The organism is Microbulbifer jejuensis (assembly GCF_047289955.1).
GTDB lineage: Bacteria > Pseudomonadota > Gammaproteobacteria > Pseudomonadales > Cellvibrionaceae > Microbulbifer.
In genome coordinates this window covers 1-13,326 of sequence record NZ_JBLBUB010000047.1, presented here as the reverse complement: position 1 = coordinate 13,326, position 13,326 = coordinate 1, and the positions used below count along the sequence as shown (strand labels likewise).

General features: G+C 51.9%; 9 protein-coding genes and 1 pseudogene. 6 read left to right on the top strand and 4 right to left on the bottom strand.

The features are described 5' to 3' along the window. The first annotated feature begins 512 nt into the window (after window positions 1-512). A complete protein-coding gene (locus tag ACL7TT_RS19780) occupies window positions 513-1,610 on the top strand; it encodes a linear amide C-N hydrolase (RefSeq protein ID WP_413397923.1) in 1,098 nt (365 codons plus the stop codon). A gap of 497 nt (window positions 1,611-2,107) precedes the next feature. After that, on the top strand, window positions 2,108-2,506 hold the full coding sequence (locus ACL7TT_RS19775; protein WP_413397922.1) for a DUF6632 domain-containing protein: 399 nt from the start codon (window positions 2,108-2,110) through the stop codon (window positions 2,504-2,506). Window positions 2,507-2,701: 195 nt separating this feature from the next. Here the strand turns inward: ACL7TT_RS19775 and ACL7TT_RS19770 are convergent, their stop codons facing one another. From ACL7TT_RS19770 to ACL7TT_RS19755, 4 genes are all read right to left on the bottom strand, one after another. Next, the gene (locus ACL7TT_RS19770; RefSeq protein ID WP_413397921.1) at window positions 2,702-3,478 is read right to left on the bottom strand and encodes an SDR family oxidoreductase; all 777 of its coding nucleotides are present in this window, start codon (window positions 3,476-3,478) and stop codon (window positions 2,702-2,704) included. A 108-nt stretch (window positions 3,479-3,586) separates the two neighbouring features. Next, entirely contained in the window at window positions 3,587-4,642 is a 1,056-nt protein-coding gene (locus ACL7TT_RS19765; protein ID WP_413397920.1) for a phosphotransferase, read from the bottom strand. Continuing rightward, window positions 4,635-5,867 (bottom strand): acyl-CoA dehydrogenase family protein, encoded by a 1,233-nt coding sequence (locus ACL7TT_RS19760; RefSeq protein ID WP_413397919.1) that lies wholly within the window; start codon window positions 5,865-5,867, stop codon window positions 4,635-4,637. The genes ACL7TT_RS19765 and ACL7TT_RS19760 overlap by 8 nt, the downstream gene beginning before the upstream one ends. Window positions 5,868-5,884: 17 nt before the next feature. After that, window positions 5,885-6,559, bottom strand: a complete 675-nt coding sequence (locus tag ACL7TT_RS19755; RefSeq protein WP_413397918.1) for a histidine phosphatase family protein — start codon at window positions 6,557-6,559, stop codon at window positions 5,885-5,887. Window positions 6,560-6,670: 111 nt separating this feature from the next. On the opposite strand from ACL7TT_RS19755, the gene ACL7TT_RS19750 reads away from it, so the two are divergent. The 4 genes and pseudogenes from ACL7TT_RS19750 (at window position 6,671) to ACL7TT_RS19735 (ending at window position 13,154) form a co-directional block, all read left to right on the top strand. Next, window positions 6,671-7,564 carry a LysR family transcriptional regulator gene (locus tag ACL7TT_RS19750; RefSeq protein ID WP_413397917.1) on the top strand — a complete coding sequence of 298 codons (894 nt, stop codon included), beginning with the start codon at window positions 6,671-6,673 and terminating at the stop codon, window positions 7,562-7,564. 337 nt (window positions 7,565-7,901) lie between these two features. After that, a complete protein-coding gene (locus ACL7TT_RS19745) occupies window positions 7,902-9,938 on the top strand; it encodes an oxidoreductase (RefSeq protein ID WP_413397916.1) in 2,037 nt (678 codons plus the stop codon). A 617-nt stretch (window positions 9,939-10,555) separates the two neighbouring features. Beyond that, window positions 10,556-12,370: a hypothetical protein gene (locus ACL7TT_RS19740; RefSeq protein ID WP_413397915.1), complete on the top strand. Its 1,815-nt coding sequence runs from the start codon at window positions 10,556-10,558 to the stop codon at window positions 12,368-12,370. Further along, window positions 12,348-13,154: pseudogene (locus ACL7TT_RS19735) on the top strand (carboxylesterase family protein). Before ACL7TT_RS19740 ends, ACL7TT_RS19735 begins: the two are co-directional and overlap by 23 nt. Window positions 13,155-13,326 lie beyond the last annotated feature (172 nt).

Here is a 13,326-nt window from a genome sequence, read left to right as displayed (position 1 = left end):
AGGCGTCAGGATGCCATCTTTGCCGCTGAGGTCTTTGCCCTCACGCAGCGCCTTGATAGCAGCATCCATATCGAAAGTATGTTTAGTCATAGGTCATCTCTTTTTTGCTAATGATAAAGAAATGACACAGAATTCTGAACACTACCCGTATATCTCCTTAAAGTAGCGATCTCCCCCTCCAGCCCCTCTAGACGGATCATCGCGGATGGCATGTATACCGCCATATTTAGGCTGCCACTTGCAAAAGGCGACAGGACTCATATCGTACTTCCACCACAGCTTGGGCACCGGGATACCGATTTCTGCCTGATTGAGAATCGCGAGAACTTGACAGTCCAGGAACTTCAATTTTCCATGCAGAATCTCCTCGGCACATTTTATGAGAAAATTCTACTTTTGACGTAGATTACCTTTCGGGCGAATACCTTCGGACTATCCTCTTATCACGTCTGCCATTCATTGATATTGGAGTCAATACTTGTTCACTTAGGCTTTGAAATGCTGAATTGAGAGTGAAAAAAGGTGAAATGAGGAAGGTTAATATGTTAAATGGCATAAAGGAGAGTATCTGCTCTTTGGTATTATCAGGCTTTGCTGTCGTTGTAAACATCGCTGTACCCCCTACTGAAGCATGTACCCGGATTCTTTATGAAACTGGAACGGGAACTTATATCACTGGGCGATCCATGGATTGGAGCGATACTACTGCTGCGATGGATTTCTGGATATTTCCACAGGGAATGGAGCGTAACGGTGGCGTTGGTAAAGGTTCGATCACTTGGAACTCCAGATATGGGTCCGTCATTATCAGTATTTATGACGCAGCGACCTCTGATGGGGTAAATGAAGTAGGCTTGGTAGGAAACCTTCTTTATCTTGCAGAAACCGACTACGGGGATGCTGCTACACGAGGGAAGCCAACGATTTCAGTTGGTGCCTGGCTACAGTATTTTCTTGATAATTATGCGACTGTTGCTGAGGCTATTCAGGTGATGAAGACTGATCCTATCACCATCATTTCTACCAACCTGCCAAATGGAAAGCCGGCTGATGCGCATATTGCACTTTCCGATCCCACAGGCGATTCTGCCATCTTTGAGTATATCGATGGTGATCTCAGAATTCATCATGGTAAAGAATATACGGTGATGACAAACTCACCTGTTTACGGGCAGCAATTAGCCCTCAATACTTACTGGAGTCTTATAGGGGGTAATAATTTCTTACCAGGAACCATTAGTGCAGCAGATCGTTTTGCGCGTGCCAGCTACGCCCTAGAGTCTTCACCAAAATTTAAACAACGCCGCGATGCTATTGCTTCAGTATTCTCCCAGATACGTGCCATTAGTGTGCCTTTGGGAATGAGCAATCCAAGTAAGCCAAATATTGCTTCAACACTGTGGCGATCAGTTATTGAGCAAAACACCAAGCGTTATTATTTCGAATCAGTGATTAATCCTTCAGTAATGTGGGTGGATCTGGATAAGGTCAATTTAGATTCTGGCGCTAAAGTCATGACCCTGAAATTAGATATACCAGAAAATCTGAGTGGGGATGTGGTATCTGCTTTTAAGCCATCTGCACCATTTAAATTTATTACACCCAATTAAATTCTTATCCGGATTCAACTCGCTAGTGCAACGGGTGGATTGATACCGAAAACATCTGATTGAGTATTGTCATGCCAAGGTATTTCCTTGGTCAAGTAATCGAGTAAAATAGGTTAATTTCAACGCCCATAGCGTTTCCCAAGAAGTGGTTTTTGTCACAACATTACTAGACAACTCTGTTTGCTAAAAATAGCCGTTATCGAGCATTGGATCATCCAAAATGAAAAAATCTATATTGGGCGTGTTTGGAATATATATGGGCTCTAAATTGACTCACTTACACCTCTTACTAGTAAAGCAGGAGGGAAGAATACCCCTCTCCCAGGATCGTATGAGGCATGGATGCCGATTACGAACGTACAAGGATGTATTCACAGCGTGTCCTGAGAGAGGGGTATTCTTTCCTTCCGACCCGGCAGTATAGGGAAAGTTCACAAGTCGTCTATATTTTTGAGCATGACAACAAATAGAAGTGGCCTGCATATCAGGGGAAAGGCATGAATGAAATGACTCGCGCCAAGTATCTTGCCATCGCCCTGGTTGCTATAGGCTTGCTATATATCTTTGCCATGTACCCGTTGATGGTCTGGATATGGCCTTCAGGATGGGGGTGGATGCCCCCACAGCCAGAATACGAACAGATTATTGTGGGGATTTTTGCAACTCTGGGTGTATTCTTGATTCTTGCCGCTAAAAATCTCTCTGCCAATATCAACCTGATTTGGTTCACTATCTGGCTGAATATGATATATGCAACCATTATGTTGTTGATGGTGCTAGCTGACCGAGCTGAGCATGCAAACTTAGTCGGAAATATCCCTGCACAGTATTTGATTGCAGGGATTCTCTGGTATCTGTTGCCCAGGCACAAAAATGCCCGCCACTTGACGCGTTGAAGATTTTGGTCGCCTCAGGGGGAAGAATTAAACTATTCTTGACCGAGAGCTTCAGCAAGCACCCCCCGGCAAAGCCGCCTGTACGGCACTACCGTACCTTGAGTCTCCAAGAGGCTTACAAAGAAGGATAAAAAATCTTATAAGTCGATAAGTTGATCTGCCTGACGCTCATGGTAAATACTAACGAATATTAACTTAAATCCCTCCACAGGAAGTCAAACCACCATCCACCACTACACACTCGCCGGTAGTATAACTGGAAGCTTCGGATACCAGGTAGAGGACAGTGCCTGCCATTTCTTCCGGTTCTGCGTGGCGGTGCATGGGAATGTGATCAATCGCCGCTTTATAAACCTCCTCGTGGGAAAAAAGCGCACCGGCAAATTTGGTTTTTGTCAGGCCCGGCAGCAGGGCATTCACACGGATATTGAACTGTGCACACTCCTTGGCAAAGGCCTTGGTCATATTGACCACCGCAGCTTTGGTAATGGAATAAATGCCCTGCCCCACACCCGGTTGCAACGCATTAATGGAGGCAGTATTGACAATCGCACCACCACCCTGTTGCCGCATCAGTCTGCCCGCCTCCACCGACATAAAAAAGTATCCGCGAATATTCACATCGATTGTTTTTTCAACGGCGCTCAGGTCTGTATCCAGAATATGACCAAAATAAGGGTTGGTTGCGGCATTATTTACCAGAATATCCAGGCGACCGAAGCGCTCACGAATATCGGCAAACAACCGCTGTATCTCCTCCATATTGCCAATATGGCAGGGAACAGGGTCTGCGCGACCGCCAGCCTCAACAACGCGATTAGCCACCGCCCGGCAGCCTTCGATTTTGCGGCTGGAAACCAGTACATGTGCACCCTGCTCTGCCAGAAGCTTGGCGATGGCTGCACCGATCCCGCGGCTGGCGCCGGTTACCAGAGCGATTTTGCCTGTGAGATCAAAAAGGTTCGTTGCCATTGTTTATCCTTATCGTTCCTCTGCACCCATTGCAGTTTCTATCACGCATTCTGTTTCAGATAATCTATCCTAAAAAATTTTCTCCCCAAAAAATCCATTGATTCTGAATCACCCTGCTTGATTGGCAATATCCATGGCAGCCCGCGCCAGTGGTTCCACCAACCCGCCAAGCTTTGCCGCATCCCTGTTGGAGGCATTGCCATCCAGGGCACGTTTAGCCACCCCCTGTACAATTGCCGCTAAACGGAAAAAACTGAAGGCCAGGTAAAAGGGCCAGTTATCAATCCGATTGATGCCCATGCGCGCGCAGTACTTTGCCACATAGACTCCCTCAGAGGGGATACCCAGGGCTTCGATATCCAGGCCCAGCAGACCGGACATCTTATCTCCGCCAGCTGGCATGCGCATTTGCATACACTGATAGGCGAGATCGGCAAAGGGATGTCCGAGCGTGGACAGTTCCCAATCCAGCAGGGCAATCGCCCTGGGCGCCTCGGGATGAAAGATCATATTGTCCAAACGGTAGTCGCCGTGTACCAGCGCCACCCGGCCATCATCCGGGGGGATCGCGTGGCCCAACCAATCGATCAGCCGCTCCATAGCGATTATATTGTGCGTCTCAGACGCGCGGTATTGACTGGCCCAGCGCTTCAACTGCCGCTGAAAATAGTTGCCGGGACGTGCATAGCCGGCAAGCCCCAAAGCCGCGGGGTCGAGGCTGTGCAAAGTGGCCAGTACCCGATTCATCTCATCGTAAATAGCTGTGCGCTGTGCGTTTTCCACCGTCGGTAGGGCTGCTTCCCAGAATATCCTCCCCTCGCAATACTCCATTACATAAAACATGGACCCCATCAGTGCCCGATCCTCACACAGGTGTAAAACTCTGGGCACCGGCACATCAGTATTGGCCAGTGCGGACATCACGCGATATTCACGATCCACTGCATGCGCAGACTTCAGTAGTTTACCCGGCGGTTGACGGCGCAACACATAGCTGGTCGAGGGGGTTTTCAACTTAAAGGTGGGGTTGGACTGTCCACCGGGGAATTTGCTCACCTCCAGCGGGCCGGCATAACCGTCAATATTTGCATTCAGGTAGTCCTGCAGTTTTTCCACCGGTAGGTCTTGTACGGAACTGCGCAACTCCTTTACAGTTTCAGGCATATTCACCCCCATGGGAACACTCTGCAGCATAGCGGGCAGCGAGATTGCGTCCCAACTGCATCATATGCACCTGATCCGGTCCGTCTGCTAGGCGAATAGCGCGTGCATAGGCGTAGTAATGCGCGAGGCTGTTGTCCTGACTCAGGCCCACTGCGCCATGAATCTGAATTGCGCGGTCTATGACGTTGCAGGCCATTTGTGGTGCAACGATTTTGATCATGGCAATCAGGTCCTTTGCCGCTTTATTGCCCAGGCGATCCATTTGTGCTGCCGCTTTCAGCGTCAACAGGCGGGCCTGCTCAATTTCACAGGCAGACTTGGCGATGTCTTCACGCACCGAGCCCTGCTTACTCAAGGGGCGACCAAATGCAACGCGCTGCTCCGACCGGAGTGCCATCATTTCCAGGGCCCGCTGCGCCTGGCCAATCAGGCGCATGCAGTGGTGAATCCGCCCCGGGCCTAAACGGCCCTGGGCAATTTCGAAACCCCGCCCCTGGCCGAGAATCAGATTTGAAACGGGCACACGCACATTGTCGAAAATCACTTCTGCGTGCCCCTCCGGTGCATCGTCATAACCAAACACCTGCATGGGGCGAAGTATTTTAACCCCCGGCGTATCGGTGGGCACCAGGATTTGTGACTGTTGCTGGTGGCGGTCTGCATTGTGCGGGTCTGTCTTGCCCATCACAATCATCACCTTGCAGCGCGTATTCATCAAGCCGCTGATATAAAATTTGTGGCCGTTGATTACATATTCGTCCCCATCAAGCATGATGGATGTTTCGATATTCGTGGCATCGGAGGAGGCCACGCGCGGCTCGGTCATAGCAAAGGCCGAGCGTATGCTACCGTCGAGCAGTGGCTCCAACCAGGTTTTGCGCTGGGATTCGGAACCGTATTGTGCCAACACTTCCATATTACCGGTATCCGGTGCACTGCAGTTGAACACTTCCGAAGCAAAGAGGACCTTGCCCATCTCTTCCGCCAGGGGGGCATACTCCAGGTTGCTCAGGCCAGCACCGTAACGCGGGTCCGGTAAAAACAAATTCCACAATTGTGCTTCGCGGGCTTTGCTTTTCAGCTCCACCATAACAGGTGGTTCGCCCCAGCGATCCTGCTGCAATTGCCGCATATAAGTAGCTTCCGCGGGGTAGACATATTCCCGCATAAAGTCTTTAAGCCGCTGCAGCAGATCCTGTACTTTTTCCGAATATTCAAACTGCATGGTTTCCCACCTGTGATTCAGCTGTATGTAATCAATCCACGGCGCTCGCCTCTATCCAGATGCGGCACATGATTAAAACTGTGCAGGCTGATACCCTGCGCACTAAAAAAGAATCGACTGGTCGCGGTGTTTTGAATTTGCATATTGAGATTGGCCACCGACTCGGGGGGGCTGCCCAGGATCTGTCGGATCATCATGGCAATAGCTCCACCGGAACTGACCACCAGAGTCCTGCTGCCTTTGGCACTGTCACAAATCAAACCCAACACTTCACGAATACGACGTTCGAAACTGCACCAGCTCTCCGCCGGCATGATCTCCCCTGCCGCCCAGGCCAGCATCCCCTGCTTCAGGAAACGATAGAAATCAGCACGGCTAGCATTGGGGCCGGGCGCGCAACCAGGATTATGTGCTCTGTAGAGGCGCACCACATCAAAAAAATCGAATTCATCCAGCTGCGAAACAATTTCATAACCGCCCCGCTCCCCCACTTGCAGGCCCTCGCAAATGCCTTCGGTAGTCTGTCGATGGCGGCGCAAGCTGCCACAGAGAATCCGGTCAAACCGGATACCGGTTTCCCGCCAATAGTCCCCCAGCCAACGGGACTGCTGCCAACCTCTCTCTGAGAGTATGTCGTAGTCCTCACTGCCAAAGGACGCCTGCCCGTGACGCACCACAATACACTCAGTCAATGGGTATGCCTCTATAAACAAATGCCCCTACCCTAACGGTCCTAGTTGGATCATCAAAGTTTATTATGAGAATATACAATTATTCACATTGCTTATGATTGGGATGGGTTTATGCAACTGCAAAAAATGGATACCAATCTGTTTGTGGTACTGGAGGCTATTTACAGTACTCGCAACCTCACCCGGGCCGCCGAACAGTTGCATATTACCCAGCCGGCGGTCAGCAATGCCCTCGCTCGCCTGCGCCGCTCTCTGGATAACCCCCTGTTTATTCGCGGCCCATCCGGCATGACCCCGACTCCCTTCACAGAGAGCATTATGCCGCGGGTTCAGCAAGCTTTGTCGCTGCTCGCTGACAGCCTCAACGAGCACCGCCACTTCAATCCGGCCCAGGCCCACAAAACCCTGCGACTGTCCATGAATGACATGGTGGAAACGGTACTGTTACCGCGCCTGCTGGAGAAGCTGGAGCAACAGGCGCCCGGTGTGACGGTAGAGTCTTTCTATGTCCCACGCGACCAGCTGGCCAAGGAGTTGGCCGCCAATACCCTGGATTTCGCTCTGGATATCCCCCTGGCCACAGCGAGCCAACTGAAACAGCAGCGCCTGATGCAAAACCGCTACCTATGCATGTTGCGCAATGAACACCCTTTGGCAAACGAGGCCGGCCTGACTTTGGAGCAGTATCTGCAGCTTGAGCATATCCATGTATCCAGCCGCCGCACCGGGCCCGGCCTGGCGGATATTGCCTTGAACAAACTGGGTCGGCGGCGCACTATCAAATTGCGCGTACAGCATTATCGGGTGGCGCCACTGGTGGTATTGCGCACCGACCTGGCCCTGACGGTGCCGGCCAGTCTGGCCAGCCAGTACTCTGCACGACTCTTTGAACTGCCTTTTGAGATACCCCAGATGGACTGGCACCTGCTCTGGCACAAAAGCCTGCACGATGACCCCGCCAACCGCTGGTTGCGCCAGCAACTCCTGAAGGTATTGGCAGAGTAGAACGCCGGCAAAAGCCCGGTAAAAAACCAGCCCAATAGCCACGCATAGGAAGCTGGCGCTGCCAGGACTGTGCAGCCCTTTGGAAAAGACCCCATCCAGCACAGGTTCGCCAGCAGCCGGCTTTTAACAACGGCCGCCCAATAGACCGTGAAAAACCTGTTTGATGGACGAATGAATCGCCGCGGGGAAATGAAAAAACAGGGCTGCACCGGTAAATGATCACCGATTTAGACCGGATAGGTCACTGTTTCGCGTCAGCGCCTCTTGGTATGCTGATATCCACTTATATGCAACTATTTGCATATTTAGCAACAGGCGATCAAAAGAGAGTTTCCCCATGCCCCAAGCCTTCCCCAACATGCTGGCCCCTCTGGACCTGGGTTTCACCACCCTCCGCAACCGGGTACTGATGGGCTCCATGCACACCAATCTGGAGGAACACACCGGGGGCTTTGCCCGACTGGCGGCTTTCTACGCAGAGCGCGCCCGGGGCGGGGTCGGCCTGATTGTAACCGGCGGCATTGCTCCCAACGAAGAGAGCGGGGTGTTCAAAGGGGCCGCCAAAATGAACACTCCGCAAGAGGCGCAACAGCACCGGGAAGTCACTGAAGCTGTCCACGCCGAGGGGGGCAAAATCTGTATGCAGATTCTGCACACCGGCCGCTATGCCTACAATGAAAACCTGATTGCACCTTCTGCGATTCAGGCGCCGATCAACCCGTTCACCCCCCGCGAGCTGACCGGGGAGGAAATTGAACACCAGATCGATGACTATGTGCACTGTGCCACACTGGCCCGTGAAGCCGGTTACGACGGTGTCGAGATCATGGGTTCCGAGGGTTACTTTATTAACCAGTTCATCGCCAAACGCACCAACAAGCGCAGCGACGAATGGGGTGGCAGCTTCGATAACCGTATCCGTCTGCCGATCGAGATTGTGCGCCGTGTGCGCGAGGCCCTGGGTATTGAATTTATTATTATCTACCGCCTGTCCATGCTCGATCTGGTTGAGGATGGCAGTGATTTTAAAGAGGTCATTACACTCGGCCAGGCCATCGAAAAGGCCGGCGCCACTATTATCAATACCGGTATCGGCTGGCACGAATCCCGCGTGCCCACTATCGCCACCAATGTACCCCGCGCCGCATTCACCGACATCACCGCAAAGGTAAAAAAACACCTCACCGTTCCGGTGGTGGCCAGCAATCGTATCAACATGCCGGCGGTCGCCGAAGCGGTGCTCGCTTCCGGACAGGCAGACATGATTTCCATGGCGCGCCCCTTTCTCGCGGATGCAGATTTCGTTGCCAAGGCCGCTGCAGGCCGCGCGGATGAAATCAATACCTGCATCGGCTGTAACCAGGCCTGCCTGGACCACACCTTCCAGCTAAAACTCACTTCCTGTCTGGTGAACCCGCGCGCCTGCCACGAGACCGAATTAAATTATCTGCCCACTGAAACACCGAAAAAAGTGGCAGTGATCGGCGCTGGTCCCGCTGGTCTCTCATCCGCTACCGTAGCAGCGGAGCGAGGGCACAGGGTCACCCTATTTGAAGGCAGTGACAGAATCGGCGGCCAGTTCAATATTGCCAAACAGATTCCCGGAAAGGCCGAATTCCAGGAGACCCTGCGCTACTTCAAACGTCGCCTCGAAGTCACCGGTGTCGAGGTGAAATTGCAGTCTGTCGCCACCGTCGAGGATCTGCAGTCTTTTGATGAAGTGATCCTTGCCAGTGGTATTGCACCGCGTATGCCGGCAATTCCAGGTATCGAAAACAAAAAAGTACTCAGCTACCTGGACGTACTCAGGGATAAGATCCCTGTGGGCGAAAAGGTTGCCATAATCGGCGCCGGTGGTATCGGCTTCGACGTGGCAGAATACCTGACGCATGGTGGTGATTACTCCGAAGAAGAACAACTGGTTGCCAGTAACAAAGCAGCCTTTTTCGACGAATGGGGGGTGGATATCGAACTGGAAAACCGTTCCGGGCTGAAACCCCGCAAAGCGGTAAAACCCCCGCGCCAGGTTTTCCTGCTGCAGCGCAAGACCTCTAAGGTAGGCGCCGGTCTCGGCAAGACCACCGGCTGGATTCATCGCAAGAGTCTGCAGCATCGCCAGGTGCAGATGATTGCAGGTGCCACTTATGAGAAAATCGACAATCAGGGATTAAATATCCGCACTGGTGACGAGCGGCAGCTAATAGAGGTAGACAACATCATTGTTTGTGCTGGCCAGGAGCCCGCCCGTGAGTTATACCAGGCACTGCTTGAGCGTGGTATCAAAGCACACCTGATTGGCGGTGCCGACGAAGCCGCAGAACTGGATGCCAAACGCGCGATTGACCAGGGCGCGCGACTCGCTGCTGAGATCTAAAGCAATCCTCGGCATGTAATTTAGTACAGGGGTTCCTGGCATTTTCCCACACGGGAACCCCCTTCTTACATCGGCTGGAGGATTCCCGTTTCATTTGTTGTTCCCCTCAAGCTGTTGTCTCAGGCTTCAAGCATTTTCGCGCTTCAGCTCAACCCCTGCACCCACTTCTGCCCTGCGGGGTGTAACCGGTCAGCCTATCGAAAGGCCAGCGGTTGATCATAAAACACCTCGCGGTGCCAACAATCAGCCCCGGGTAAACCAAATGCATTTCTCACGTTGGCAGGATAATAGTCAGGCCATATCACGATCCCTCTTAATGCGATGTATCCGCCCCACAACCGATTGCGTTGGCATTGTCAAAAAAACCGGCACAATAAGCTGGCGCGAGCTGGTTTTAGGGTCACGCGCCAGCCTTAAACCCAGTGATGCCAGCCACCACCGCAAAAGCGCTGACATCTATCCTGTTGTTGGATAAATCATAAAATTTTCATCAAAAATTCACACAAACGCCATCCACCAACCAGAGCAAACAGTAACGGTACACGGGTCTATACTCCTGCAAGAAAGTCGTTCGGCCGTAATCACAGGAATCATTACTGCCAGTTCTGAGAGTCAGAATGAACAACAGCGATACCCCCCTATCCAGCCTGCTCACACAGGCCCGCACCGAGGTAGAGCGGGCACTCTGCGGGTTAAGGCCACCCTACACACTTTTCTTTTCTATCAGCGATGCCAGACAGCGTGCACAAATAAGACATATTAACGCCCAAAGCTTTTCCCAGGCCTGGAAGAAGCTTGCAGAGGCCATTCAAATCGTGGCAGGGCAGGACGAAATGGAGCCCTGCTGGTTGCGGGTTGATTGGGTCACCCAGAAGAGCATTACAACCCTGTGCGGCCTTCATAAGCTGCTTGAGGAAACAAAAAGATGTCACTTCCGCTACGGGATTGCCCTGGATATCGATTGCAAAATTGCCTTTCTGGAGCAGGAGATCAATGGCAATGCCATGCTCGACAGGGGCGATCAGATCGACCATGCCATTATCAATGAGACAGAATTCCGGGCTTACACAAAAGAACGCTTTGGTCCCGAGGTAGATCTGGATTTTTCCGATGAAAGGACGGTTGTCCTGCTTTCTACAAAAGGACTGTTTTGTGAACGCCACAAAGAACCGGTTTACCTTCAGGAGTCGGGACCTGATGCCGGAAGGCGCACAGTCAAAATTCTGAATTGTGAACATGTCGCCCAACTCATTGAGGATGGCAGCCGTTATTTAACCAGCCAGATTAAACCCGATGGTTCTTTCCACAAAGGATGGTACGCCTGCTTTGACCAGGCAATGACGCCCTGTACTGCCCTGGACCACGCCGGTAGTGTCTATACGATGACTGAAATCTGGAAGATGACCAAGCGTGCTTCCCCGTTATCAGCCATTCAGCGTCCCCTCAACTATATGACAGAGAAAATACTCAGGGTGGCTGTATTGAAGTCGGGCGAAACCGGTGCATTTATGCTGGAGACCGATGGTGAGATCAGGCTGGGCGGCAATGCGCTATGCCTTCTCGCGCTGGTCAATTATTCCCAGGCCCGGCAGACACGCCAATACGCCGAGTTGATGACGCAGCTCGCCAGAGGCATTGAATTTATGCAGGCCCCCGATAGCGGCCGGTTTTTTCATGGTGTGGAATATCCCGGACTGACACTCAAAGACCCCCATCGGGTTATCGACTACGACGGTCAGGCAGTGTTGGCGCTTTTGCGTCTGTATGGCTGGAGTAAGCACTCACGTTGGTTGGCAGTAGCGGAAAAAGCGTTTAATTACTTTATTAGCGCAGGTGATTGGCGGGCCCACAATCACTGGCTGGGCTGCTGCGTAAACGAACTGACTGTCTATCGTTCCGAAGAGCAGTACTACCAGTTTGGCATCAGAAATTTTGCCGGACACCTCGGTGTTATGGAACAACGCATCATCCCCTCACCCACCCTGTTACAATTAATGACGGCGGCAGATACGATGATTGCGCGGCTGCGGCAAGAGGGACAGTTTCAATATTTGCTGGATCAGGTGGACCTGACCCATTTTCATCGGGCATTGCACACGCACACCACCCATCTGCTCAATGGGTATTTCTGGCCCGAGTTCGCCATGTTTTTCAAGAGCCCGACAAAAATTCTCGGCAGTTTCTTTGTCCGGCACCACGCCTTCAGGATTCTTATCGACGATGTTGGGCACTATTTGTGCGCCCTCGCCGCCTACCAACAATTCCTTCATGCCCACGCAGAGGGCCATTCTAAGACGTCATTACAACCCTGTAACAGCCAGCGCGCACTACTCCTGGCGGAAAAAGCGCCAAAAGCAAACTCAAAATCCCTACTCGCCTGGAGCGGGGACGTCAACAAAGCGGTGAAACATGGCCAGGGACCCGTGCTTTGAAAAAAAAACCAATAAAAATCTTACCTCGACAGTGGAGTCGCCTGCCGGTCCGATTATCGGCACCATTGATCGGGAAACGGGAACCTATCAATTTCTGGGCATCCCCTATGCGCAACAACCGGTAGGGGACTTACGCTGGCTTTCCCCTCAGCCCCTATCCCCTTGGAAAACCCCATTGCATGCCAGGGCATTTGGCATGCCTGCAGCCCAGAATCCTTCGGTACTGATGGAAGTACGGGGGCGAAACGGTGCACCGCCGGAGTAGGAGGAATGTCTTTATCTCAATATCTTCTCGCCACCAGTTTCGAAAGACAGTGAGCTGCCGGTTATGTTTTGGATTCATGGCGGATCTTTTTATATGGGGTCGGGTTGTCAGGAGATCTACAATGGGCGCTACTTGGCAGCCAGTGGCAGGGCGATCATTGTAACATTCAATTATCGGCTGGGAGCATTCGGCTTTTTGCGATTAAAGGACATCTGTAATATCCCATCCAGTGATAATGAAGGGCTTTTGGACCAGATAGCGGCACTCAAATGGGTGAAAAGAAATATTTCTGCATTCGGGGGCGATCCACAAAATATTACCTTGTTTGGCGAGTCCGCTGGCGCCATGAGTATCGCACTACTGCTGAACATGCCCGAATGTCAGGCACTTTTTCGGCGCGCCATAGTACAAAGTGGGCATCCCAACGCCGTTCATCCCATTTCCCGCGCCAATCACCTGGCAGAGACATTTGCCAAACACCTGGATTGCATTGGTAACGGGAAGCCACCCCGGAAATGAACATCCAGAATGCTGCTTCAAATCCAAACGCGGATTCAACCTTGAAGTGCATACCATTTATGCGGCTTGTGCCGCCAAGTAATTATCCATTAAATCTTCTGGTGTTTCAAAGCCTAATGTTTTCCTTGGGCGGTTATTTAAATCGCATACCACTGCATCAACCTCCCCCTGA

What these genes read in the sequence shown, in the direction of transcription:
- ACL7TT_RS19775 (WP_413397922.1), top strand. Translation starts at nt 2,108, where the DNA reads ATGAATGAAATGACTCGCGCCAAGTATCTTGCCATCGCCCTGGTTGCT.
- ACL7TT_RS19770 (WP_413397921.1), bottom strand. Translation starts at nt 3,478, where the DNA reads ATGGCAACGAACCTTTTTGATCTCACAGGCAAAATCGCTCTGGTAACC.
- ACL7TT_RS19765 (WP_413397920.1), bottom strand. Translation starts at nt 4,642, where the DNA reads ATGCCTGAAACTGTAAAGGAGTTGCGCAGTTCCGTACAAGACCTACCG.
- ACL7TT_RS19760 (WP_413397919.1), bottom strand. Translation starts at nt 5,867, where the DNA reads ATGCAGTTTGAATATTCGGAAAAAGTACAGGATCTGCTGCAGCGGCTT.
- ACL7TT_RS19750 (WP_413397917.1), top strand. Translation starts at nt 6,671, where the DNA reads ATGCAACTGCAAAAAATGGATACCAATCTGTTTGTGGTACTGGAGGCT.
- ACL7TT_RS19745 (WP_413397916.1), top strand. Translation starts at nt 7,902, where the DNA reads ATGCCCCAAGCCTTCCCCAACATGCTGGCCCCTCTGGACCTGGGTTTC.
- ACL7TT_RS19740 (WP_413397915.1), top strand. Translation starts at nt 10,556, where the DNA reads ATGAACAACAGCGATACCCCCCTATCCAGCCTGCTCACACAGGCCCGC.